General features: G+C 35.7%; 22 protein-coding genes (1 of these 22 only partly in view). 15 read left to right on the top strand and 7 right to left on the bottom strand.

Annotation, left to right across the window (positions count from 1 at the left end; all coding sequences use genetic code 11):
* Positions 1–78 precede the first annotated feature (78 nt).
* Positions 79–1,065 (bottom strand): metal-dependent hydrolase, encoded by a 987-nt coding sequence (locus NST98_RS09355; RefSeq protein WP_340714991.1) that lies wholly within the window; start codon positions 1,063–1,065, stop codon positions 79–81.
* A 117-nt stretch (positions 1,066–1,182) separates the two neighbouring features.
* Here NST98_RS09355 and mutY point away from each other — a divergent pair, with 117 nt between their 5' ends.
* The 9 genes from mutY (at position 1,183) to NST98_RS09310 (ending at position 11,154) form a co-directional block, all read left to right on the top strand.
* A complete protein-coding gene (gene mutY, locus NST98_RS09350) occupies positions 1,183–2,262 on the top strand; it encodes an A/G-specific adenine glycosylase (RefSeq protein ID WP_340714990.1) in 1,080 nt (359 codons plus the stop codon).
* A gap of 46 nt (positions 2,263–2,308) precedes the next feature.
* Positions 2,309–2,449, top strand: coding sequence for a hypothetical protein (locus tag NST98_RS09345; protein ID WP_016837864.1), 141 nt, complete (start codon positions 2,309–2,311; stop codon positions 2,447–2,449).
* 237 nt (positions 2,450–2,686) lie between these two features.
* Positions 2,687–3,235 (top strand): nucleoside tri-diphosphate phosphatase, encoded by a 549-nt coding sequence (gene ntdP, locus NST98_RS09340; RefSeq protein ID WP_016837863.1) that lies wholly within the window; start codon positions 2,687–2,689, stop codon positions 3,233–3,235.
* A 151-nt stretch (positions 3,236–3,386) separates the two neighbouring features.
* Positions 3,387–5,111, top strand: coding sequence for an ABC transporter ATP-binding protein (locus tag NST98_RS09335; protein WP_340714989.1), 1,725 nt, complete (start codon positions 3,387–3,389; stop codon positions 5,109–5,111).
* A 453-nt stretch (positions 5,112–5,564) separates the two neighbouring features.
* The gene (locus NST98_RS09330; RefSeq protein WP_340714988.1) at positions 5,565–6,578 is read left to right on the top strand and encodes an ABC transporter ATP-binding protein; all 1,014 of its coding nucleotides are present in this window, start codon (positions 5,565–5,567) and stop codon (positions 6,576–6,578) included.
* Positions 6,553–7,530, top strand: coding sequence for an ABC transporter ATP-binding protein (locus NST98_RS09325; protein WP_340714987.1), 978 nt, complete (start codon positions 6,553–6,555; stop codon positions 7,528–7,530). The genes NST98_RS09330 and NST98_RS09325 overlap by 26 nt, the downstream gene beginning before the upstream one ends.
* A 34-nt stretch (positions 7,531–7,564) precedes the next feature.
* Entirely contained in the window at positions 7,565–9,160 is a 1,596-nt protein-coding gene (locus NST98_RS09320) for an ABC transporter substrate-binding protein (protein WP_016837859.1), read from the top strand.
* 71 nt (positions 9,161–9,231) lie between these two features.
* The gene (locus NST98_RS09315; RefSeq protein WP_096552226.1) at positions 9,232–10,236 is read left to right on the top strand and encodes an ABC transporter permease; all 1,005 of its coding nucleotides are present in this window, start codon (positions 9,232–9,234) and stop codon (positions 10,234–10,236) included.
* A 15-nt stretch (positions 10,237–10,251) separates the two neighbouring features.
* Positions 10,252–11,154, top strand: coding sequence for an ABC transporter permease (locus NST98_RS09310; protein WP_016837857.1), 903 nt, complete (start codon positions 10,252–10,254; stop codon positions 11,152–11,154).
* 88 nt (positions 11,155–11,242) lie between these two features.
* Here the strand turns inward: NST98_RS09310 and cysK are convergent, their stop codons facing one another.
* The 4 genes from cysK to NST98_RS09290 form a co-directional block, all read right to left on the bottom strand.
* On the bottom strand, positions 11,243–12,166 hold the full coding sequence (cysK, locus tag NST98_RS09305) for a cysteine synthase A (RefSeq protein ID WP_016837856.1): 924 nt from the start codon (positions 12,164–12,166) through the stop codon (positions 11,243–11,245).
* 144 nt (positions 12,167–12,310) lie between these two features.
* A complete protein-coding gene (locus NST98_RS09300; RefSeq protein WP_168412755.1) occupies positions 12,311–13,321 on the bottom strand; it encodes an aliphatic sulfonate ABC transporter substrate-binding protein in 1,011 nt (336 codons plus the stop codon).
* A 14-nt stretch (positions 13,322–13,335) separates the two neighbouring features.
* Positions 13,336–14,031, bottom strand: a complete 696-nt coding sequence (locus NST98_RS09295; RefSeq protein ID WP_184656215.1) for an ABC transporter permease subunit — start codon at positions 14,029–14,031, stop codon at positions 13,336–13,338.
* A 22-nt stretch (positions 14,032–14,053) separates the two neighbouring features.
* Positions 14,054–14,902 (bottom strand): ABC transporter ATP-binding protein, encoded by an 849-nt coding sequence (locus tag NST98_RS09290; RefSeq protein WP_016837853.1) that lies wholly within the window; start codon positions 14,900–14,902, stop codon positions 14,054–14,056.
* Between the two features lie 147 nt (positions 14,903–15,049).
* Here NST98_RS09290 and NST98_RS09285 point away from each other — a divergent pair, with 147 nt between their 5' ends.
* Positions 15,050–15,649 (top strand): Crp/Fnr family transcriptional regulator, encoded by a 600-nt coding sequence (locus tag NST98_RS09285; protein ID WP_016837852.1) that lies wholly within the window; start codon positions 15,050–15,052, stop codon positions 15,647–15,649.
* 152 nt (positions 15,650–15,801) lie between these two features.
* On the top strand, positions 15,802–17,076 hold the full coding sequence (locus NST98_RS09280; protein WP_340714715.1) for an ISL3 family transposase: 1,275 nt from the start codon (positions 15,802–15,804) through the stop codon (positions 17,074–17,076).
* Positions 17,077–17,216: 140 nt separating this feature from the next.
* On the opposite strand, the gene NST98_RS09275 is transcribed toward NST98_RS09280, so the two are convergent.
* Positions 17,217–18,308: an FUSC family protein gene (locus NST98_RS09275; protein ID WP_016837851.1), complete on the bottom strand. Its 1,092-nt coding sequence runs from the start codon at positions 18,306–18,308 to the stop codon at positions 17,217–17,219.
* Between the two features lie 234 nt (positions 18,309–18,542).
* Positions 18,543–19,832 (bottom strand): glutamate-1-semialdehyde 2,1-aminomutase, encoded by a 1,290-nt coding sequence (locus NST98_RS09270; RefSeq protein WP_168412875.1) that lies wholly within the window; start codon positions 19,830–19,832, stop codon positions 18,543–18,545.
* Positions 19,833–19,948: 116 nt separating this feature from the next.
* On the opposite strand from NST98_RS09270, the gene bcp reads away from it, so the two are divergent.
* The 4 genes from bcp to perR all read left to right on the top strand — a co-directional run.
* Entirely contained in the window at positions 19,949–20,425 is a 477-nt protein-coding gene (gene bcp, locus NST98_RS09265; RefSeq protein ID WP_340714986.1) for a thioredoxin-dependent thiol peroxidase, read from the top strand.
* A 4-nt stretch (positions 20,426–20,429) separates the two neighbouring features.
* Positions 20,430–21,374, top strand: coding sequence for a D-2-hydroxyacid dehydrogenase (locus NST98_RS09260; protein WP_340714985.1), 945 nt, complete (start codon positions 20,430–20,432; stop codon positions 21,372–21,374).
* A gap of 219 nt (positions 21,375–21,593) precedes the next feature.
* Entirely contained in the window at positions 21,594–22,709 is a 1,116-nt protein-coding gene (locus NST98_RS09255; RefSeq protein WP_096549683.1) for an IS4 family transposase, read from the top strand.
* Between the two features lie 279 nt (positions 22,710–22,988).
* Positions 22,989–23,136: the start of a peroxide-responsive transcriptional repressor PerR gene (gene perR, locus NST98_RS09250; protein WP_040764514.1), read on the top strand. Its footprint extends 305 nt past the window's final position; only the first 148 of its 453 coding nucleotides appear in the window; its start codon is at positions 22,989–22,991; its stop codon lies beyond the right edge, outside the window.

Genomic DNA, 23,136 nt, shown 5'->3' with positions numbered 1-23,136 from the left:
TATAAATATTAGTCGAAGCAAGTTTCTTTGTCGCAGGTGAGCCGTCTCATAATGATTTTTCAAAAGACCACTTCAATTTCAATCACTTGCACCAATCTGCAATTTTCGTTGTAGTTTGTCTTCACTGTAAATCCAACCGGTATAAGAAGTAATAATGTTTAAATCTTCATCCAAATGAGCTACCGCAACAAAAGGGTAATGTTCATTACTTCGATATCTTAAATCGACTAATCGAACTTCTGTAAGACCATTTTCTAGTTCAGAAATGTCCCAATGATAAATTGGCGAGAACGATAAAAAAGCAGATAAATTTGGATCATTCAATGCTTTTTCCACCAATGGCGTTTGTGGTAGAGGACGAATTTTAAATTTATCGTATATATTAATCGTTCTTCCAAATGCTCGTCCTACATAGTAATGCGTTTCAGATTTTGCAGCAACCCGCCAAGTGAAAAAACGCATCGTTGGGGCAACAATGATGATTTTTGCATCTGGAATCGTTTTACGAACGGCATTTTTGACAGATTGTTGAAGTAAAAATCTTAAAATATAATAACCGATGATGATGAAATACATAATGGAGAAGATTATTACCGGGTTTGAACCTAAAGCCCATAAAATTATTCCAATACAGTGGATACCAAAAATATATGAATCAAATGTATTGATGACACCTAGGGCGACCCACTTTCTTGAAAAGGGGCGTAATGCTTGAGTTCCGTAAGCATTAAATATATCGACAAATACATGCAAAAAGACGGCAAGAAATGTCCATAGCCAAAGATGTAGTACATTGGCGTCTTGGAAAATGAGTGATACAATTGCGGTAATTCCAATAGGCCAAAGAATGACTGCAGGAGTGGAGTGGGTAATGCCACGATGGTGTCTTATATAAACCGCATTATTGCGAAGTTTCAACACAGTATCTACATCGGGTGCTTGGGAACCAACAATCGTCCCAGTTAAAACGGCTGCAAATGTAACGCTATGATTTGCAACAACTGGATCCATTAAAGATAAGCCTCCGAGCGCAATGCCCATGACAAGATGTGTACCTGTATCCATCCAAATCAACTCCTTATAATCGGAGGACTACACTTTTTAAAAATAAATGCAAAATTTATATAACTATATTATACCCTTTTAAATAAAATTAAAATCGAAAACTGGTAGGAGGTACTAGTGAAATATCCATATTCGCAACAATTTCGACAAAGTCTTGTCGAATGGTTTCACCGTGAAAAAAGAGATTTACCTTGGAGACGTACGAAAGATCCATATAAAATTTGGGTATCAGAAGTGATGCTTCAACAAACAAGAGTTGATACGGTTATTCCTTATTATCATCGTTTTATAGAGAAATATCCTTCCATTGAAGCTTTAGCATATGCCGATGAAGAAGAATTATTAAAAATGTGGGAAGGCTTAGGATATTATTCAAGAGCACGTAATTTACAAAGCGGCGTTAAAGAAGTTGTAGAAAAATACGGGGGTATTGTTCCGAACAATCGCCATGATTTACAACAATTAAAAGGTATAGGTTCCTATACTGCTGGAGCGATATTAAGCATTGCGTATAATCTTCCAGAACACGCAGTCGACGGAAATGTCATGCGTGTGTTGAGCCGAGTTTTACATATAACAGAAGATATTGCCCTTCCAAAAACTCGCAAAACATTTGAAAAAGCTGTCGAACAACTTATTCATCCTGTATACCCAGGCGATTTTAATCAAGCATTAATGGATTTGGGAGCGATGATTTGTACTCCGACTTCTCCAAAATGTTTACTTTGTCCTGTTAGAGAATATTGTGTCAGTTTTATGGAAGGTGACGCAGACCAGTTGCCAATAAAGTCGAAGAAAACAAAAGTAAAAAACGAATATTACGATGTTTACATCGCAGTGAATGATGGGAAAGTCTTATTTGAAAGACGACATAGTGATGGCTTGCTTGCAAATATGTGGCAATTTCCGATGATTTTTGTGGAAAAATCACCTGAAGAAACAGGGAAATCTTTTGAAAAAACATACAATGTTAAAATTACAAAAGTATTGGAAGAAGATTTTTTTGAACAAAAACATGTATTTTCACATCTCATTTGGAATTTACGATGTCATTTAGTAGAAGCAAAAGAAATTGGACCATTAGGAGACATGGTTCAGTTCGTAACATTAAAAGAAATTGAGGAATTACCACTTCCTGTTCCAATGATAAAAATTAAGAATTTCTTGAAACAATATATTTTTAAACCTTTGGAATAATAACCTGTTCATCTGTCCACAATATCTAGCGTGGAGGTGAACATTCATGGCAAAAAATCGCAACAAAAATAACCAAGAGGAGTTTGCTCAAGAACAAGATTTTCAACAAACTCGTCAAGATCAACAAAATAAACAACAACAAAATCAACAAAACCAACAAAACAACAACCGCAATAACAACAAATAAGGTATTATTCAATGAGTGAATAAATTTCACTTCCAGGTATAGACGTCTGTCTATACCTTATTTTTGTATTTGTAGCTTATTGTCACACAGCTTTTATGTAATTTTACGACACTTTAAATAGAAAAAAAGGAAATTTCTAAATATAATAAATAAAGAATGTGTAATTTTCTACAAGTTTTTATAAACATTGATATAATAAACGTGAGTATATAGAGAAAGAGTAAAGGTGGGGCTAAAATGACGGTACCGAAAGAAGGAGAAACCATACAAATACATAGTTATAAACATAATGGAAGCATCCACCGAGTTTGGCATGAAACGATGGTTTTAAAAGGAACGAAAAATATTATTATTGGAGCGAATGACAGAACGCTCGTAACGGAAGCGGATGGTCGAACTTGGCTTACAAGGGAACCTTCCATATGTTATTTTCATGCAGAACATTGGTTTAATATTATTTGCATGTTGCGTGAAGATGGAGTTTATTATTACTGCAACATGAGTTCTCCTTTCGTATTTGACAATAACGCAATTAAATACATTGATTATGACTTGGATATAAAAGTATTTCCAGATAAATCTTACACATTATTAGACGAAGATGAATATGAACAACATAAAAATGAAATGGGATATCCAGAAGTAATTGATAAAATTTTAAAGCGAAATGTAACGAAATTGTTGAGCTGGGTAAAGCAAAAAAAAGGGCCTTTTGCCCAAGACTTTATTGAAGTTTGGACAAACCGTTATTTATTTTATAAAGACATGCGGTCTAACGATAAATAACGAACAATGGCGTCTCACATGAAGAGACGTCTTTTTATTGTGGTAAAATATAAACGTTATATTTATGAAATATCAATTAGTAAAATTTGAACTCAACTAACTTTGGGTGGCATTAAGGATGTGACGATATTTGGATAGTATTAGAAGATATATGCAATTTGTAAAACCCTATTATTGGGAAATCATTTTAACCCTCATTATAGGAGTTATTAAGTTTGCTATTCCTTTATTTATTCCGTTTTTAACTAAAATTGTAATCGATGATATTATATTAAATACGGAATTAACGAATGCCGAGCGTATTGAGCAATTGGTTTATTGGCTAGGTGGAGCGATTATTATTTTCTTTATTATTCGTCCACCTGTTGAATATTACCGACAATATTTTGCCCAACACGTCAGCAATAAAGTGTTGTTTGATATTCGAAAAAAACTGTTTGTACATTTGCAAAAATTAAGCTTGAAATATTATTCCAATCATCGTGCAGGAGATATTATATCCCGTGTAATCAATGATGTCGAATCAACGAAAAACTTCGTGATGATTGGTCTTATGAACTTGTGGCTTGATATGACGACGATTCTTATTGTAATAGGAATCATGTTAACAATGAATTGGAAGTTAACAATTGTTTCTATTATTTCTCTTCCTTTATTTGCAATTAGCGTAAAATATTTTTTTGGAAGACTAAGGGCATTAACAAGAATACGTTCGCAAGCGTTAGCAAATGTACAAAGCTATTTACATGAAAGAGTAAGCGGCATCAGCATCATAAAAAGTTTTGCTCTTGAGGAACATGAGCAAAAGATTTTTGATAAAGAAAATGGAGAGTTTTTAGAAAAATCGTTGGATCATACAAGATGGAATGCAAAATCTTTTGCGGTTGTTAACACTATAACGGATATTGCGCCATTATTAGTGATTGGTTTTGCATCATATTTAATCATTAATGGACAACTTTCTGTCGGAGAAATGGCAGCCTTCATGGGTTATATCGAACGGTTGTATGCACCGCTAAGAAGATTGGTGAACTCATCGACAACGCTTACTCAATCCATTGCTTCCATGGACCGAATGTTTAGTTTGATGGATGAAGAATATGATGTTCAAAATAAATCGAATGCATTGCCTTTACCACCTGTATCGGGGAAAGTAGAGTTTAAAAATGTTGAATTTAAGTATGAAGAAGAAGGAAACCCAGTCTTGAAAAATGTAAACTTTACAATTCAACCAGGAGAAACAGCAGCGTTTGTAGGAATGAGCGGTGGAGGAAAATCGACGATTGTTAGCCTCATTCCACGCTTTTATGATGTAACGGGTGGTTCGGTAAAAATTGACGATCGAGATGTGCGGGATGTAGATATTAAATCATTGCGCTCGCAAATTGGGATTGTATTGCAAGACAATATTTTATTCAGCGATTCAGTGAAACAAAATATTTTAATGGGAAAACCAGATGCAACTGATGAAGAAGTCGTTGATGCAGCAAAAGCAGCAAACGCTCATGATTTTATTATGTCCTTGCCAAATGGCTATGACACAAAAGTGGGAGAACGAGGTGTGAAGCTTTCTGGAGGTCAAAAACAACGCATCGCGATTGCAAGGGTGTTCTTAAAAAATCCTCCGATATTAGTGTTAGATGAAGCAACTTCCGCTTTGGATTTAGAAAGTGAAGCGTTAATTCAGGAATCTTTGGAACGTTTGGCAAGTGATAGAACGACAATCATTATTGCCCACCGTCTTTCAACAATTACCCATGCAGATAAAATATTTGTTATCGATCATGGTGAACTAATTGAAGAAGGAACTCATGAGTCGTTAATGGTGAAAAAGGGAGTTTACCATGATTTATTCCAAATACAACATTTAGAATAATTGATTTTGCACTCAACTAATTGAGGTTGGGTGTTTTTTATGTTGAAAATAATGTTATGCTCTAAAAATATTTATTTTCTTTATCACCTTATATAGATCAAAAAACAAAATAAAACTTTTGTCGGATTGAATAAATTGAATAATTCTAAATTTTCTGTAATAAAACAAATATTGCTAGGTTAGATATAAAAGTATAAAATGTTTAGTAAAATGGAAAAATTTTTAGTTTAGGGAATTTTTTTTCTTATCTGGCATTTGTTAAAATTAAATCATTATATTATGATATTCTACTTTTTTACTAGTAGTATTTTTGATTTAAGGTAGAAGGATGATTAACTAAGCCATTCATTCAAGCGAATTTTTTTTGCAATATTATTTCAGAAAATTCTAAGTAAAAAGTAAAATGAGTCAATTTTTCAACACGAAGCTACAAAAAACAAATGGGGTGAATACATGGAAAGAAAAGTGTTGTTAGAGGTAAAAGGATTAGAAACGACGTTTTTTACTAACGACGGAAAAATTCCTGCAGTAGATCATATAGATTTTAAAGTTTATGAGGGAGAGATATTAGGAATTGTTGGAGAATCTGGTTGCGGGAAAAGTGTTACCTCGTTATCCATAATGGGACTAGTTCCAAACCCTCCAGGAAAAATTACATCAGGTGAAATATTACTTGAAGGCAAAGACTTAACGAAGCTTTCTGAAAAAGAAATGAGAAAGATTCGTGGAAAAGATATTGCCATGATATTTCAAGAACCAATGACGTCTCTAAATCCTCTCTATACAATTGGTAACCAATTGATTGAGGCTATTCGAATACATAATAAGTGGGATAAAAAGAAGGCTGCCAATCATGCCATTGAAATGATGAAACTTGTTGGGCTTCGTCGAGCAGAAGAATTGATGAAAGAATATCCCCATCAATTATCAGGGGGGATGAGACAACGTGTAATGATCGCGATGGCTTTGGCATGTAATCCGAAACTAGTTATTGCTGATGAACCGACAACCGCTTTGGATGTAACAATCCAAGCGCAAATTATGAAACTAATGCAAGACTTGAATAAAAAATTCAATTCAGCTGTTCTGCTCATTACCCACGATTTAGGGGTAGTGGCGGAAATATGTGAACGAGTAATTGTTATGTATAGTGGACAAATTGTGGAAGAAGCACCAGTGATGGAAATATTTAAAAATCCGAGCCATCCATATACAAGAGGATTAATTCAATCAGTTCCAGATATGCGAGAGAAAAAAGAAACGCTCTATTCAATTCCTGGTGCAGTGCCGAAACCTGGTTCAATAAAAGTAGGATGTCGATTTGCACCAAGATGTGAATTTGCGAAAGAACGTTGCTTTAACGAAAATCCTCCAATATATGATGTTTCAGCCAATCATAAGGCAAGATGTTTCTTATTGGAAAAAGGGGAGGGGACAGTTTATGACAAACGTGCTGTTGAAAGTTGAACAATTAAAAAAACATTTTCCCAAGAAAAAAAAGGGATTTTCAAAAACAACTGATGTAGTGAAAGCGGTTGATGGTGTTTCGTTTGAAGTATATGAAGATGAGACACTGGGCATTGTGGGGGAATCGGGCTGTGGAAAGTCCACAACAGGAAGAATGATTATGCGGCTTTTGGAGCCGACGGATGGAAAAATCTATTTTAATGGCATTGAACTAACATCTCTCTCAAAAAGTGAGATGCGGAAAGCAAGAAGAGATTTACAAATGGTGTTCCAAGACCCTTATGCTTCATTAAATCCAAGACATACTGTTGAACAAATATTAGAAGAACCGTTAATTGTTCATGGTATTGGAAATAAAAGTGTTCGAAAAGAAATGGTAAAAGAATTTCTCCAAATCGTTGGTTTAAATTCGTACCATGCAAAAAGATATCCCCACCAATTTAGCGGTGGGCAAAGACAGCGAATTGGTATTGCAAGAGCTCTAATGACAAATCCAAAACTCATCATTGCTGATGAACCAGTGTCAGCATTAGACGTTTCGATACAGGCTCAAGTTCTAAATCTAATGAAGCGCTTACAAGAAGATTTGAAACTAACATATATATTTATTGCACATGATTTAGGTGTTGTACGACACATTAGTGATCGTGTAGGGGTCATGTATTTAGGAAGATTAGTAGAATTAGCAGAATGCGAATCTCTTTACGAGGAACCGTTACATCCATATACAAAAGTGTTGCTTTCTTCAGTTCCAATACCGGACCCTACTTATCAAAAGGAACAAATCTTGATTCAAGGAGATGTTGCAGAATCTCTACCAAAGAATGGTTGTTTATTCCAACAAAGATGTCCATTTGCAACAGAAGCATGTAAGACAATAGTTCCAGAATTAAAAGAAGTTAAACCTGGTCATTCTGTTGCGTGTCATCTTTATGATGAACCGCAGCAATGACATAAATTTAAGATTTGAAATTAGGAGGGGTTTTATGTTAAAAAAACTTTGGTCAGTAGGACTGCTTCTACTGATATTCGTTTTGGCTGCTTGTAGCGGTAATGATAAAGCGAATGAACCAGCTGAAACGGACGGAGACAAAAAATCAAATGTACCGCAAGTATTAGTATTTGGACGCGGTGGAGATTCAGTATCTCTAGACCCAGCGATTGTTACAGATGGTGAATCAGCAAAAGTAACAATCAACATATATGAAACATTAGTAAATTTCGGTGAGCAAGATACAACGATTCACCCAGGACTTGCTGAGAGCTGGGAAGTAAGTGAAGATGGTTTAACGTATACGTTTAAACTACGTGAAGGTGTCAAGTTCCATGATGGTACAGATTTCAATGCTGAAGCGGTAGTGAAAAACTTCGAACGCTGGAAAGCTGGAGCTTCAGAAAAATTCTATTACTATCACTCCATGTTTAAAGCTGATGGAGAAGATATTATTAGTGAAGTAATTGCTGATGGCGATTATACGGTTATCTTTAAATTATCAAGACCACAAGCACCATTCTTGAAAAACTTAGCGATGTTCCCATTCGGTATTGCTTCACCTACAGCTTTAGATCAATATGGTGAAAGCTTTGGAGATAATCCAGTTGGTACTGGACCATTTAAGTTTGTTGAATGGAAACGAAATGATTCTATTACACTTGAAAAATTTGAAGATTACTGGCAAGAAGGTTTACCAAAGTTAGACAAAGTTATTTTCCGCTCTATTCCTGATAACTCAGCGCGCTTAAATGCATTAGTTGCTGGGGAAATCGATTTAGCAGACGGAATTAATCCATCAGATGCACAATCAGTTGAAGCAAACGCGAATTTACAACTAATTGAACGACCATCTATGAATATTGGTTATTTAGGTTTAACTAACACTCGTCCACCATTTGATAATAAACTAGTGCGTCAAGCAGTGAACCATGCAATTGATAAACAAGCGATTGTAGACGCATTCTATTTGGGAAGAGCTGAAGTGGCAGTAAACCCAATGCCACCATCTATTAGCGGTTATAATGATGCGATAAAAGATTATGAATATGATCCAGAAAAAGCAAAAGCTCTTCTTGCTGAAGCTGGATATGATGGTACACCAATTGAACTTTGGGCGATGCCTGTACCACGTCCATATATGCCAGATGGAAGAAAAATTGCTGAAGCTATTCAGAAAAACTTACAAGACGTTGGAATTCCATCTGAAATTAAAACAGCAGAATGGGCAACATATTTAGATATGGCGAAAAATGGTGAATTCGATGCATTCTTATTAGGTTGGACTGGTGACAATGGGGATGCAGATAACTTCATTTATACATTACTAGATAAAGATACAATCGGAAGCAATAACTATGCGTACTATGCGAACGAAGAAGTTCACAACTTACTAATCCAAGCTCAATCTGAAGTAGACGAAGAAAAGAGAAATGAGCTATATAAGAAAGCTCAAGAGATTATAAAAGAAGACGCTCCTTGGGTACCATTAGCTCACTCTATACCACTTCTTGCTGCTAAGAAAGGTGTAACGAACTACAAACCACATCCAACGGGTTCAGAAGTATTATCGAATGTAGAAATTCAGTAATTTCATGCAAGGCACTCATGCAAGTTGTATGAGTGCCAAGCATTTATACCATTTGTAGAGGGGTGAAGAATATGCTTCACTACATAGGGCGTAGATTTTTGCAACTAATCCCTGTGCTTCTTGGAATGACTTTTATTGTATTTTTAATTATTCGTGCAATTCCTGGGGATCCAGCCCAAATGATTTTAGGACAACAAGCAACAAAAGAATCTGTGGAAGCATTAAGAGAAAATTTAGGACTAAATAATCCGTGGTATATTCAATATTTTGATTACTTAAAAGGGTTGCTTACAGGAGACTTAGGGGTATCTATCCGAACAAATCAACCAATATCTACTGAAATTTGGCCATATCTTGCCGCAACCTTTGAATTAGCGTTTTTTGCGATGTTTATTGCAGTTGTAATCGGAATGAATGCTGGTATTATATCGGCTTGGTTCCAAAATACTTGGTTTGATTATTTAGCAATGGTAATTGCTTTAATTGGCGTATCGGTGCCAGTGTTTTGGCTTGGTTTGTTAGAACAATGGTTGTTCAGCATTAATTTAGGATGGTTTCCTACTTCTGGACGTGAGGAAGTACGAGATCCAATTATGGCCATAACGCATTTTTATTTAATCGATACATTAATTCAAGGTAGATATGATCAATTTGGAACAGTCGTAAAACACCTAATTTTGCCTGGAATGGCTCTTGCAACTATCCCGATGGCGATTATTGCCAGAATGACTCGTTCATCTATGCTTGAAGTAATGCGATCTGATTACATTCGCACAGCTCGTGCAAAAGGACAAAAAATGTTTATTGTCGTGTATAAACATGCTTTAAAAAATGCAATTATTCCAATTTTAACGGTAATTGGTTTACAAACTGGATTGCTGTTAGGTGGAGCTATTTTAACAGAAACAATTTTTAGTTGGCCAGGAATTGGTCGCTACATATATGAAGCAATTGGATTTAGGGATTATCCGGTGATTCAATCTGGCATTTTAGTTGTGGCATTTCTCTTCGTCATTATCAACTTTATTGTCGATATTTTATATTCATTCATTGACAAGCGAATTAAGTACAACTAGAAGGAGGGGGAGACTATGGCAGAAACAGCAACAAAAGACATGAATGTGCAAGTAGTGGAAGATAAAGTGACGTCTCCTTGGAAAGAAGCGTTACGCACTTTTCTAAGAAGTAAATCGGCTGTAGCGGGAACAGTCATTGTATTGTTTTTCATCCTTGTTGCACTTTTTGCTCCAATTATTGCTCCTGAAGGGATTAACGAGCAAAAGTTAGGAGATCCAAGCACTCATTTAGTACCTCCTTCAAGTGAATTTTGGTTTGGAACAGATGAATTTGGAAGAGATATTTTTTCTCGTGTTGTATGGGGGGCACAAATTTCTTTAACAGTCGGCTTTGGTGCGGTTGTATTGTCTGCTGTTCTTGGTAGTTTTTTAGGAATCATTGCAGGCTATTATGGTCGATGGGTTGATACGATCATTTCAAGGTTCTTTGATATTTTACTAGCCTTTCCAAGTATATTATTGGCTATTGCAATTGTTTCAATTTTAGGTAGTTCCTTACAAAATGCTCTCATTGCGATTGCTATCGTAAACGTGCCGAATTTTGGAAGGTTAATTCGTTCAAAAGTATTAAGTGTTAAAGAAGAAGAATATATAACAGCAGCAAAGGCAATTGGAATGAAAGATTCCAGAATATTATTAAGACATATATTGCCAAACTCTTTTGCACCAGTCATCGTTCAAGGTACATTAGCAATTGCGACTGCTATCATTGAAGCGGCAGCTCTCAGCTTCTTAGGGTTAGGAGCGGAACCGCCACAACCAGAATGGGGTAAAATGTTAGCGGATGCGCGCATTTATTTAATGAATGCACCTTGGACAATGATTTTCCCTGGACTTGCAATTATGTTAACTGTTCTTGGATTTAACTTAATGGGGGACGGATTAAGAGATGCACTTGATCCAAAAATGAAAAACTAAAGTCTTTCCAATTTGATAAATAAGAGCTTGCTGGAATTTTTGTCATTCTAGCAAGCTCTTTTTAGCATTATTGACTTTGGATCTTTATTTATACTTCAAATAAATCTGTCGATAAGTATCGTTCTCCAGTATCAGGTGCAAGGCACAGCACATTTGCTTGTTTAGGAAGGTCTTTCGCAAATTGAATTGCAAAATAGGCAGAAGCTGCGCCAGATGCACCGACTAAAATTCCTTCTTCACTAGCTAGACGTCTTGCTGTCTCTTGGGCAGCTCCATCTTCTATATGAAGAATTTTATCATAAATGTTTGTATTTAAAATTTTAGGGATGAATCCTGGTCCTGTGCCTGGGATTTTGTGTGGCCCTGGGCTTCCACCAGCGAGTACTGGAGATCCAGCTGGTTCAACAACGTAAATTTTCAAGTTTGGCAAAGCTTTCTTCAATTCTTCTCCTGTACCTGTAATAGTGCCGCCAGTACCTGCTGTTAAAACAAAAGCATCTAGTTGATTTCCGAAAGCATTTAATATTTCAACCGCTGTTGTATTTCGATGAGCATCCGAATTGGCTTCGTTCTCGAATTGGAGTGGAATGAAGTGATCTGGAATGTTTGCTGCAATTCGATATGCTTCATCAATGGCACCTTGCATTCTCAAATGACTTGGAGTTAAGTACACTTCTGCTCCATATGCCCGCATTAATTGAATGCGTTCTTTCGTTGCATTATCAGGCATCGTAATAATACAACGATAACCTCTAACTGCACAAACCATTGCAAGCCCGATTCCTGTATTTCCTGACGTTGGTTCAATGACGGTACTTTTCCCAGGGATTAATTTTCCTTCTTTTTCTGCACGTACAATCATATTATAGGCAGCGCGGTCTTTTACGCTCCCACCAGGGTTAAAAGATTCCAATTTTATATAAACGTTTGCTCCTTCAGGAGAAGGTAATTTATTTAATTTCACAATGGGCGTGTTGCCAATAAGTTCTACGATCGAATTATATCTTTTCATAATGGACGTCCTTTCAAAGAGTGTTACTAAAAATTAACAGTACTTTCATTAAACGAAGACGGGCAACTTCTCCAAGTTGCTCATACCCATAGGATAAGGACAAGACTTGGTTAAGTGCCCGCATTTTACAATAAAATTTTGTTATTATTGTTCATTTAATACTTCATTTAAATAAGAAAGGTTTACAAGTCCTTCGATGTTGTCAGAATTAATGTATCCGGCTTCTTTTGAAATTACTGCCATTTCTTTAATGACATCTTCATTTACATCTGTTGTCGCTTTTAATCGAGCAAATGCTTTCGTTACTTCATCAGATGAAAGCTCTTTACCTGTAATTTCTTTAATATGATCTAAGAATAGTTGAATCGCTTCATCTGGATTTTCATTAATAAATTGAATCGCTTGAATATGCGCTTTTAAATATTTTTTTGTAAGTTCTGGGTTAGCTTCTGTAAATTTTGTTTGTGCTACTACAACAGTGTTTGTTGATTCACTGCCCCAAGCAAATTCATTTTCATCTAATAATAATTTAGCACCTGCAGTTGTTTCGATATTTACTCCCCAAGGTTCTTGAGTTGCAGCACCATCTAATTCTCCTTTTAATATTAATGCTGCTGTATCAGCTGGTGCTTGTTTAACTGTAATGACATCTTTCACATTTACCCCAGCGTCAATTAGAGATTTTCTTAAACCAACATCTTGCGTACTACCGAATGTTGGGATAGCGATTTTTTTACCAACTAAATCTTGCACAGAGTTTATATTTGAATCGCCAGCAACAACTAAAACCGCTCCACCGTTAACTGCACCTGAAATAATTTCGTGTTTTGGATTTTTAATAAATGTGTTTAAAGCTGGAGTAGGTCCTACTGTACCGATATCAATGGCGTTAGTTGACATAGCTTCCATGAAGGAAGAACCATCACTAAAAGTATTTGTAGAAATCTTTACATCGCCAAATTGTTCTTCAAAATATCCTTTTTTCAATGCCACAATTGTTGCGATATGTGTCATATTTGGGAAATAGCCGATACGAATTTCAGTTGCTTCAGAACTACCTCCAGATTCTCCACTATTTTCTGAACCGCTGTTTCCACATGCAGCGAGTACAAATACGATAAGTGATAAAATCGCTAAGTATAAAATCTTTTTCATTTTTACATCTCCTTTTAAGTTGATGAAATGCCCCATTTACGGAATACAAATTTTTCGAGGCGAACGAAGACAATATTGTCTATTAGAGAGCCAATGATTCCGATGATGATCATGATGCTGAAAATTAAATCCATCGCTTGAATAGAGCGGCCTAAGTCAAGCAATGTTCCAAGACCGCCACCACCGCCGCCAAGTAATTCTCCAGCAAGAACGGCTCGCCAAGCAAGAGCCCAAGCAATGCGAAGTCCTGCAATTAGCTGCGGGATGGAAGCTTTAAAAATAACAGTTCGGAATAAATGCCAGCCAGAAGATCCCATCGTTTGTGCTACACGTATCAATAGGGGATTTACTCCTTTAAATGCAGCGCTCGATGTAATGGTCACAGAGATGGCGGCACCTAATATGACAATAAATAGAACAGATCCTACCCCTAGTCCGAACCATAAAATGGCTAGCGGCAACCAAACGATATTTGGAATCGCCTGTAAGCTTGTTACAAAAAATCCAAGCGTATCATCTACAACTTTATATTTATAAATTAATAATCCTAGTAGCAGCCCAATTACGACAGCAATAATAAATCCGATAATCAGCCTTAGTAGGGAAGCACCTGTAGCTTCTAGCAATTGACCAGAGGCAATTCCACTAATGAAAGTTTTAAATACAGTTACTCCCCCAGGTTCATTTGGAAAAAGTAGGGGTGGCCACATAAATGCAGGAAATAGTTGGAGTTTAGATATCGCTTCCCAAATTATTATGAGGATCAATATGAAGGCGATCCTTCTTAAGTGCGTAATCACTGCCTAATTCCTCCTTCAGCACTTTTTCCATCTCTTGCTCAAGCTCAGATAAAATGCGAGTTTCTAAATAATTTAAAATGCTGTCGGATGAATTGCGTGGACGTGCTGCCTGCACTGAAAATATATTTTTTATTCCACCTGGCCGTGTTTTCATTAATACAATTCGATCTGAAAGAACGACAGCTTCACGAATGTTGTGGGTAACAAAAATAACTGTTTTACCCGTTTCTCTCCATAAGGTCTCCAGTTCTTGATGAAGTACCATTCGCGTTTGTTCATCTAATGCAGCGAAAGGTTCATCCATTAATAATATTTCTGGGTCCATTACTAAAGCTCGAGCAATAGCAACTCGCTGCTTCATCCCTCCAGATAATTCATGAGGGCTTCTGTCAGCAAACTTGCCAAGGTGCACTTTTTGAATCCAATTCATTGCCCGCATCTTTGCTTCTTCTTTTGGCACTTTTTTTATAAGCAATCCATACATGACATTTTCTAAAACAGTCATCCAAGGAAATAAGCCGGATTCTTGAAAAACAACAATACGATCATTTCCAGGCCCTGTAATCGGTGAGCCATTAATTAGCACTTGTCCAGAAGTTTCTTTTTCAAGTCCAGCAATGATATTTAATAATGTAGATTTCCCACATCCAGAAGGTCCAAGTAAGGAGATGAATTCACCACGTTTTATTGATAGTGAAACATCTTCTAATGCAACTGTCTCGGAATGATTTTTCTTAGAAAACGTTTTGTATACGTTCTGTAATACAATATGTTCGGTCATTTTCATTCACCTAATTTCTTATAAAACAAACTAAATTAATGGGTTTTGTTGTTAAAAGAAATTTTAATCATTAATAAAAATAATTTCTGTCACTTTTGTTACAAAATTAAAAGATTTTAGTATAATCAAAGTATATAAGGAGGAATTATGGGAAAAATCGCAGATAAATTAATGCAATTCGGTGAGTTAGTTACAGTAAAAAGGGGAAAACCGATTTATCAAACAGGAGAGAAAATAAATTCATTTTATTATATTGAAAAGGGAATAGTGAAACTGGCTGCGGATTCTTTAGATGGTAAAACAACGACCATTTCTTTAAACGAGTCAAATGAGTTTTTTGGATATTTAGAATATTTAAAGGGATGTCAGGAATATACAAGATACGCTGTGGCGCTGACAGATTGTATACTTTATTCAATGCCGATTGATTTATTACATAATCCTTATATAAGAGAAAGTTTTATTTTTGATTCTTTGATACAACAATTAGAAAAAGCGGAACAGTTAAACTTCGTGCTTTCTACGATGACAGTTCCTGAACGGTTACGATGGTTGCTTTTAAAAATGGCAAAAGATAAAGAAGGAGTACTATTAATTGAATCTCCTCTGACCCATGAAGAAATGGCGAATTATCTTGGTTGCAGCCGTCAAAAAATCAGTAACTATTTAAGTAAATGGAAAAAAGATGGAGCCCTTTCTTATGATAGTGGAATCATTATGATAGTTGATGTTGAAAAACTACAATAAAATATTTTTCAGCCAACAAAAAAAGGCTCTATAATATTTGGTGTTGGTGAGTATAAACCAGCACCAATTTTTTTGAACAAAAAAATGAGACAGTGACAAAACTCTGGTAAAATGTAATCGACCAAAACCACATTTACAAGGAGTGATGTCACATGTCTCATCATTATTCTATACGTAATTTATTAAATATTAAAGACAAAAATATCACATTTGATGAAAATTTTTGTGCAGAAGAACTCATTAAAGGGGTCCAATCAAAAGTCTTTTATGGCCAATTAACTTACCAACCAAAAGCGTGCTATGCTTGTGGACATGTCTTTGATGATCAAATCATTAAACACGGTTTTAAAACGTCTCTCATTAAAATGCCTAGTGTTTCAGGTTTTCATACCTACTTAAAATTGCGTAAACAGCGTTATTTCTGTAAACATTGTCATTCCACGTTTACTTTAAAAACGAGCGTCGTGGCTAAAAACTGTTGTATTTCCAACAATACCAAAGTATCGATTGCTTTAAACGCCAAAGATAAAATATCCGAAAAAGATATTGCGATGAAACATAATGTTTCTCATGCCACTGTCAGTAGAGTCATTGACAGCTTTTATAGCTACTATCAACCAAATGTTCACTACCTTCCAAAGCATTTGTGTTTTGATGAGTTTAAATCAGTGAAATCCGCAGCTGGAGCGATGTCCTTTATTTTCTGCGACTCTGAAACGGGGGAGATTGTGGATATCGTGGAGGACCGGAGATTACATGTCCTCAAAGAGTATTTCTTACGGTATTCCAAGAAGGCGAGAGATGCGGTAAAAACGATTGTCATCGATATGTACAGCCCTTATATTTCCTTAATCCAAGAAGTTTTCCCTAAAGCGGAAATCGTACTCGACAAATTCCATATCCTCCAACTATTTAGCAGAGCTTTAAACAAAACGCGCATCAACGTCATGAATCGGGATAAAAAGAATTACAATAAATTAAAAAAATACTGGAAGCTCCTTCTGAAAGATCAAACAAAACTTGATTATAAGAACTATACATATCATCGTTGCTTTAAAAAGCATATGTGTGAGGTGGAGATTCTCCACTATCTCATTGATTTAGATTCTGAATTAAAAGCGTCCTATGAGTTATACCAATACGTGCAACATTGCATCAAAACCAAAGACTTTGAGCTCTTGAAGAAAACCTTGGCGAATAAACAGAACAGCGTTTCCAGCTATATGAAAACCGCCATCAAGACAATCAACAACTACATCAATTACGTCGAGAATACGCTAAAGTACGATTATAATAACGGCATTTTAGAGGGGATTCATAACAAAATCAAAGTGATTAAACGCATTTCTTTCGGTTATCGATCCTTCTATCACTTTAGAAACCGAATATTCATTACCCAAAACTTAGCGAAAATAAAAACAGCTTAGGGGAACTCGAATTTCCCCTAAGCCATCCGATTACATATTACCAAATAATGTCACTAGAATTTATTCACCAACACCATTTGACAAAGAACCCAAAAAAAGAGCGAATCGATTCGCTCTTTTTATCTTTAGAAAACCCTCCATTAATAAAATTGCTCTTCTAAATCTTCATTGCGGTCTTGGCTATGGAAGTTGCGGAAAGAAACGATTAAAGTATCAAGATGTTCCAAGTTTTCCTCATAATCAAGAATTCGTGAAAAAATATAGAATAAATGATAGCTAGAAAACTCTTCTTCACCTTCTCGTTGTTTTTCAATCTCGATTTGTTTAATTAATTGTTCCATTACTTCCGAACGATTTAAATGATGTTTACTAACAGACCATTTTGAATGCTCAGATCGAAGTTTTCCAGTATATTTCAATAACAGTTGTTCATGATACGTTAGCAAAAAGTCTAATCGCTCTTGAAGCATTGTTTGGAATGCGATTGGTAAATGGACGATTTCATTTTCGTGCTTATGAAGTCTCACGAGCAACTCAAAACTTTTCTTTGTTGTCAAAATCATTTGACGATACACAACAAGCCTGCGAAGTTGCGTATTTCGTTTCTTTTTGCTATATTGCCTCTCTTCCTTATATAAATCATAAATTGATTCAATTTCAGAGAGTCTTTTTTCAAATTTACTTAAAGCTTTTTTTGTTGAGACATGCTCTGAAGCACCTCGAATCGCTAATCTCGACCATCGAATGATATCATCCTGCAGTGTTTGAATAAGTCTGAATAACTTTACTTCATAACGAGGTGGCAGGAAGATCATATTGACGATAAAAGAAGCAAATACTCCAATCATTACCGTTGCAAAACGAATGATACTAAATTCCAAAAAATCATTGCCTTCATATACCATAATAACTACTACTGTAACGAGAGCTAATGAAAGGGATGAATTTAATTTCAATTTTAGCATAATGCCAATGACAATAATTGCTGCGATACCAATTGCCACAATATGATGGCCGAAAAATAGCCCGAATAAAACTGCGACAACTGCTCCAATCAAGTTTCCTTGAATTTGTTCCACAATCGTCAAATATGAACGATAAATGGAAGGTTGAATTGCAAAGATTGCAGCAATACCAGCAAAAACAGGCGATGGAAGACTTAAAAGTTCTGCTAAAAATAAAGAAAAGACGATTGCTACTCCTGTTTTTAATACTCGGGCGCCTAATTGCATAATGTAGCCCCCACTTTATAAAGTTTTAAGAAATTAAAATGAAGTAAATAATTCAATAACAATCTGATTCTCATTTATATTAATAAATCCCCCAAGGAAATATGCTAGTCAAAAAATAAGTATTGAAAATATGGTTGGAGCATGGAATCCTATTGTATCCTATTTAGCTTGCAGAAGGCAACATATCCCAAAATTATTAGGAGTGAAGCATTTAGGATTCCATACTTGCATTTCTTATTTTAATTTTGAAAAGGCATAATTTACAGCATCAATCGTTTCAAGAATATCCTCTTCTTTATGTTCAGTTGTTAAGAACCACGCCTCGTATTTGGATGGAGCCAAGTTGATTCCTTTTGAAAGCATTAATTTAAAGAATTTGGCAAACATTTCGCCATCCGATTGTTCTGCTTGTTTATAATTTTCAACTTTTTCGCTTGTAAAGTATACCGTAAGCGCTCCTTTTATTCGGTTGACTGTTATTGTGATGCCATGTTTCTCCGCAGCATCTAAAATTCCTTTTTCAAGCATTGCACCTAGACGATCCATTTCTTCATATACTCCCGGTGTTTGCAATACTTCAAGACAAGCGATTCCAGCTAACATAGACGCAGGATTTCCTGCCATTGTTCCAGCTTGATAGGCTGGTCCTAGTGGGGCTACTGTATCCATGATTTCCTTACGGCCACCATACGCACCAATTGGTAGGCCTCCTCCGATAATTTTACCCATTGCCGTTAAATCTGGCGTTAGTCCTAGCAAGTCTTGAGCAGCTCCATAATGGAACCGGAAAGCTGTTATCACTTCATCATATATCGTAAGAGCACCAAATTCTTTTGCAACTTTATGAACATATTCTAAAAAACCTGGTTTTGGCATAACCATACCGAAGTTTCCAACGATTGGCTCAATTAAAATAGCAGCAACGTCTTCTCCCCATTTATCCATTGCCATTTGGAATTGTTCAGTATCATTATAAGGAACCGTAATGACTTCTGTAGCAACTGTTACAGGAACGCCAGCAGAGTCTGGTGAACCTAGAGTTGCTGGTCCAGAACCTGCAGCTACTAATACTTGGTCGAAATGCCCATGATAGCAGCCTTCAAATTTGATGATTTTTGTCCGTCCAGTATAGGCGCGAGCTACACGAACAGTCGTCATTACAGCTTCTGTACCGGAATTAGTAAAACGCACTTTATCTAAAGATGGAATGGCTTCTTTTAACATTTTGGCAAATTTTACTTCGTGAACCGTTGGAGTCCCAAAAAGCACCCCTGTTTCAGCAGCTAATTTTATGGCTTTTGCAATGTGTGGGTGTCCAAAGCCAGTAATAATTGGACCATATCCAGCTAAATAGTCAATGTAGCGGTTACCATCTACATCCCAAAAATATGGTCCTTCTCCTTTTGCCATTACAACGGGTGCCCCTCCTCCGACCGCTTTATAGGAACGTGAAGGGCTATTTACCCCTCCTACGATATGTTGTAAAGCTTCATGATATACTTCTTCAGATTTTGTGTGAATCATCGTATTGCCTCCATTTTATAATTTCAACTTTATTTTAGCCTTCTTTGGTATAATACGCCAAAGAATTTGAAACATTTTACGCGGTTCGGTAGGATATTCAAAAGGGAGGAATTTTTATGAATGAATCTTTAGTAAATAAGGAAGCACCAGATTTCACGCTGTTAAATGAAAATGGTGAACCAGTGAGCTTAAGTAATTTTCGAGGAAAAAAAGTAATTCTGTATTTTTATCCGAAAGATATGACGCCTGGTTGTACTACGGAAGCTTGTGATTTCCGTGACCATTATGAATCCTTTGCCGATTTGAATGCTGTGATATTAGGTGTTAGTGGAGATTCGGCAGAACGACACAAAAAGTTTATTGAAAAATATGATTTACCATTTACTTTGCTAGTAGATGAAAAACATGAAGTATGTAAAAAATACGGCGTTTGGGTTTTAAAGAAAAATTTTGGAAAAGAATATATGGGAATTGAACGTTCTACATTTCTAATAGATGAAAATGGAATCATTATGAAGGAATGGAGAAAAGTTCGCGTAAAAGATCATATTAAAGAAGTTTTACAATATTTGCGTGATTTAAAAGGGGAGTAACGATATGAGGGTTTATTTCACATTTGATCCAAGACCAGATTTAAAAGAATCTTTACTAAAAGATTTTCCTGAAGTTGATTTTGTTTTCCATAAAAAAATCGATGAAGAAGAATTAGCGAAAGCGGAAGTGTTAGTTACTTACGGGGAAGATTTAGATAATGAAAAAATTAAAATTGCTGAAAAAGTAGAGTGGATTTTTGTAGCTTCTGCTGGAATTGAAAAAATGCCTGCACAAGCAATTGCCGATAGAGGTATTGTTGTTTCAAATGTGCGAGGCATACATAAAAAACCAATGGCAGAATCCATATTAGCTCATCTGTTATCGATTAAAAGAGCATTGCCATTTATTTACAAACAGCAGTCAGAAAAAATTTGGAATCAACAAACAAAATTGTATGAATTAAATGGTTCAACTGCTCTTATTTTAGGCCCAGGAGCTATTGGCAGTGAAGTTGGGCGTATGTTACAAGCATTTGAAGTATACACAATTGGACTCAACCGCAGCGGAGAAAGTGCTCTATACATGAATGAAACGCTTTCAATGGATAAATTAAAACAATTGTTACCTAAAGCGGATATTGTCATCTCTATTTTGCCAAGTACAAAAGAAACAAAATACTTGTTGACTTATGAAGATTTTACTTTAATGAAAAATAATTGCATTTTTATGAATTTTGGACGAGGAGATTTAGTGCGAACAGAAGATTTAATAAAAGCACTTGAAGAAAAGCAAATTTTCCATGCAGTGTTAGATGTTTATGAAACGGAACCATTACCGAGTGATAGCAAGCTTTGGGAAATGGATAATGTAACGCTCTCACCTCATATTTCAAGCCGGTCTTCAAGATATTTAGAACGTAGCTTTGAAATATTTAAACCAAGCTTAAGAAAGTGGATGAACGGTGAGAGAGATTTAGAAAATGTTATGGATATTTTGCGTGGATATTAATTTTAAATTAGAATAAATATTATTTAAAAATTAGATTGTTATCATGATGAAAACTTCCAATAAATAATATATTGAACATCACTAGCATTGCACTAATTAAATCTGATGATTCAAAATACTAAGAATGTTCAATTTTTTATTGATTTCGAAACAAAAAAATCCTTTACAATGGAAGTACAGGTGGTTCCTGTCCAAATCCAATCGTAAAGGATAAACGTTATGGACAAGAATACACTAATTTCATCATTTGGTAAATGGGTTTCACCCATAAATATTCAAAAACTTAGCGAACAAGTCAAAGAATTGAAACAGGACTATTACACAAAAAAGCTGACAACAGAAGCCTATATTAAACTTTTATTGGTAGCCCAGCTGCTCGAATTTAAGAGCTTAGAGGAAATGAGTGATGCACTTGTAGACGAAGATCTTCAAAAAGCACTCGGATTTGAATCGATAAGTGCCTCTCAGCTATCCCGAAAAAACAATCAGATCAACCCACTAATTCTTGCAAATTTGTTCTTGGATCTTGTTTGGAAAATTCAACGGTACCATTATAAAACCGGAAAGAATATGCCACTGAAAATCATTGATTCAAGTACACTCCCGTTGAATTTGACCAATTATAAATGGGCAAAATTCCGTAAAACAAAAGCTGGTGTAAAGCTACACTTACGGCTCGTTTTCATGGATAAAGACACCGTCTATCCTGAAAAAGCAGTGATTACGACAGCAAAAGAACATGACCGAAATCAACTCGAAGTCCTAGTGGATGATAAAGAAGCCATGTATGTGTTTGACCGCGGTTATGTGGACTATGAACGTTTTGATCGGATGACAGATGATGGCTATTTCTTCGTTTCAAGACTGAAGAAAAACGCAGTCATTCGTGAAGTCTATACATTTTCACTTCCTGATGATTGTCACGTTCTATCCGATAAAATGGTCTACATTGGTACCACACAAAATCGTACTGAAAATGTCTTTCGTCTACTAGAAGTTATGGACACAAAAGGGAACTTACTTCGTTTCATCACCAACCGATTTGATTTAAAACCAGAAGAGATAAGTGATATTTACCGATCTCGCTGGGCTATTGAACTCTTTTTCAAATGGCTCAAGCAACACGTAGAAATTAAGCACTTTTATGGAATGAGTGAAACAGCTATTCAAAATCAAATTTTCTTAGCCCTTATCACGTATTGCTTACATGTTCTCATTCAATTGGAGATGAAAAGTAAGAAATCTCTACTTCGAATTACTCGTTGGTTAAAGAGAGCTCTGTGGAAACCAGCTTATGTTTGGTTGCGAAAATTTGATGGGCGAGCCAGTCCATAATCTCCCTTTTGTCGTTGTCGCTCTGGTTTAACTGTATATATTTACCAAATGGGCAGTGCCACCTTTCTTTAGGTTTTGTCTTTTTGGCACAAATTCACAAAAATTAATTAACAGAACATTCTAACTATATTTATGCAATGCTAATGATTGAACATAATAAAAGAATTTGAGAAAATCAATATACCGAGAGTTTAAATATGTCGAATTGTTGACGAATTTCAATTATTTAGGTACACTATTTATAACGATTATCAATTAATAATGAGTGGAAAGAGGTGCATGACGATGTCTGAATTGCATCTAAAAAATGCTCTAGACACGTTAAAGGCAACGGGCGTAAGAATTACTCCACAACGTCATGCTATTTTGGAATATTTAATTAATTCTATGTCTCATCCAACTGCTGATGAAATATATAAATCATTGG

Source organism: Ureibacillus sp. FSL W8-0352 (assembly GCF_038004345.1).
Lineage (GTDB): Bacteria > Bacillota > Bacilli > Bacillales_A > Planococcaceae > Ureibacillus > Ureibacillus thermosphaericus.
The sequence above is the reverse complement of the archived record's forward strand: the minus strand, read 5'-3'. Positions and strand labels throughout refer to the sequence as shown.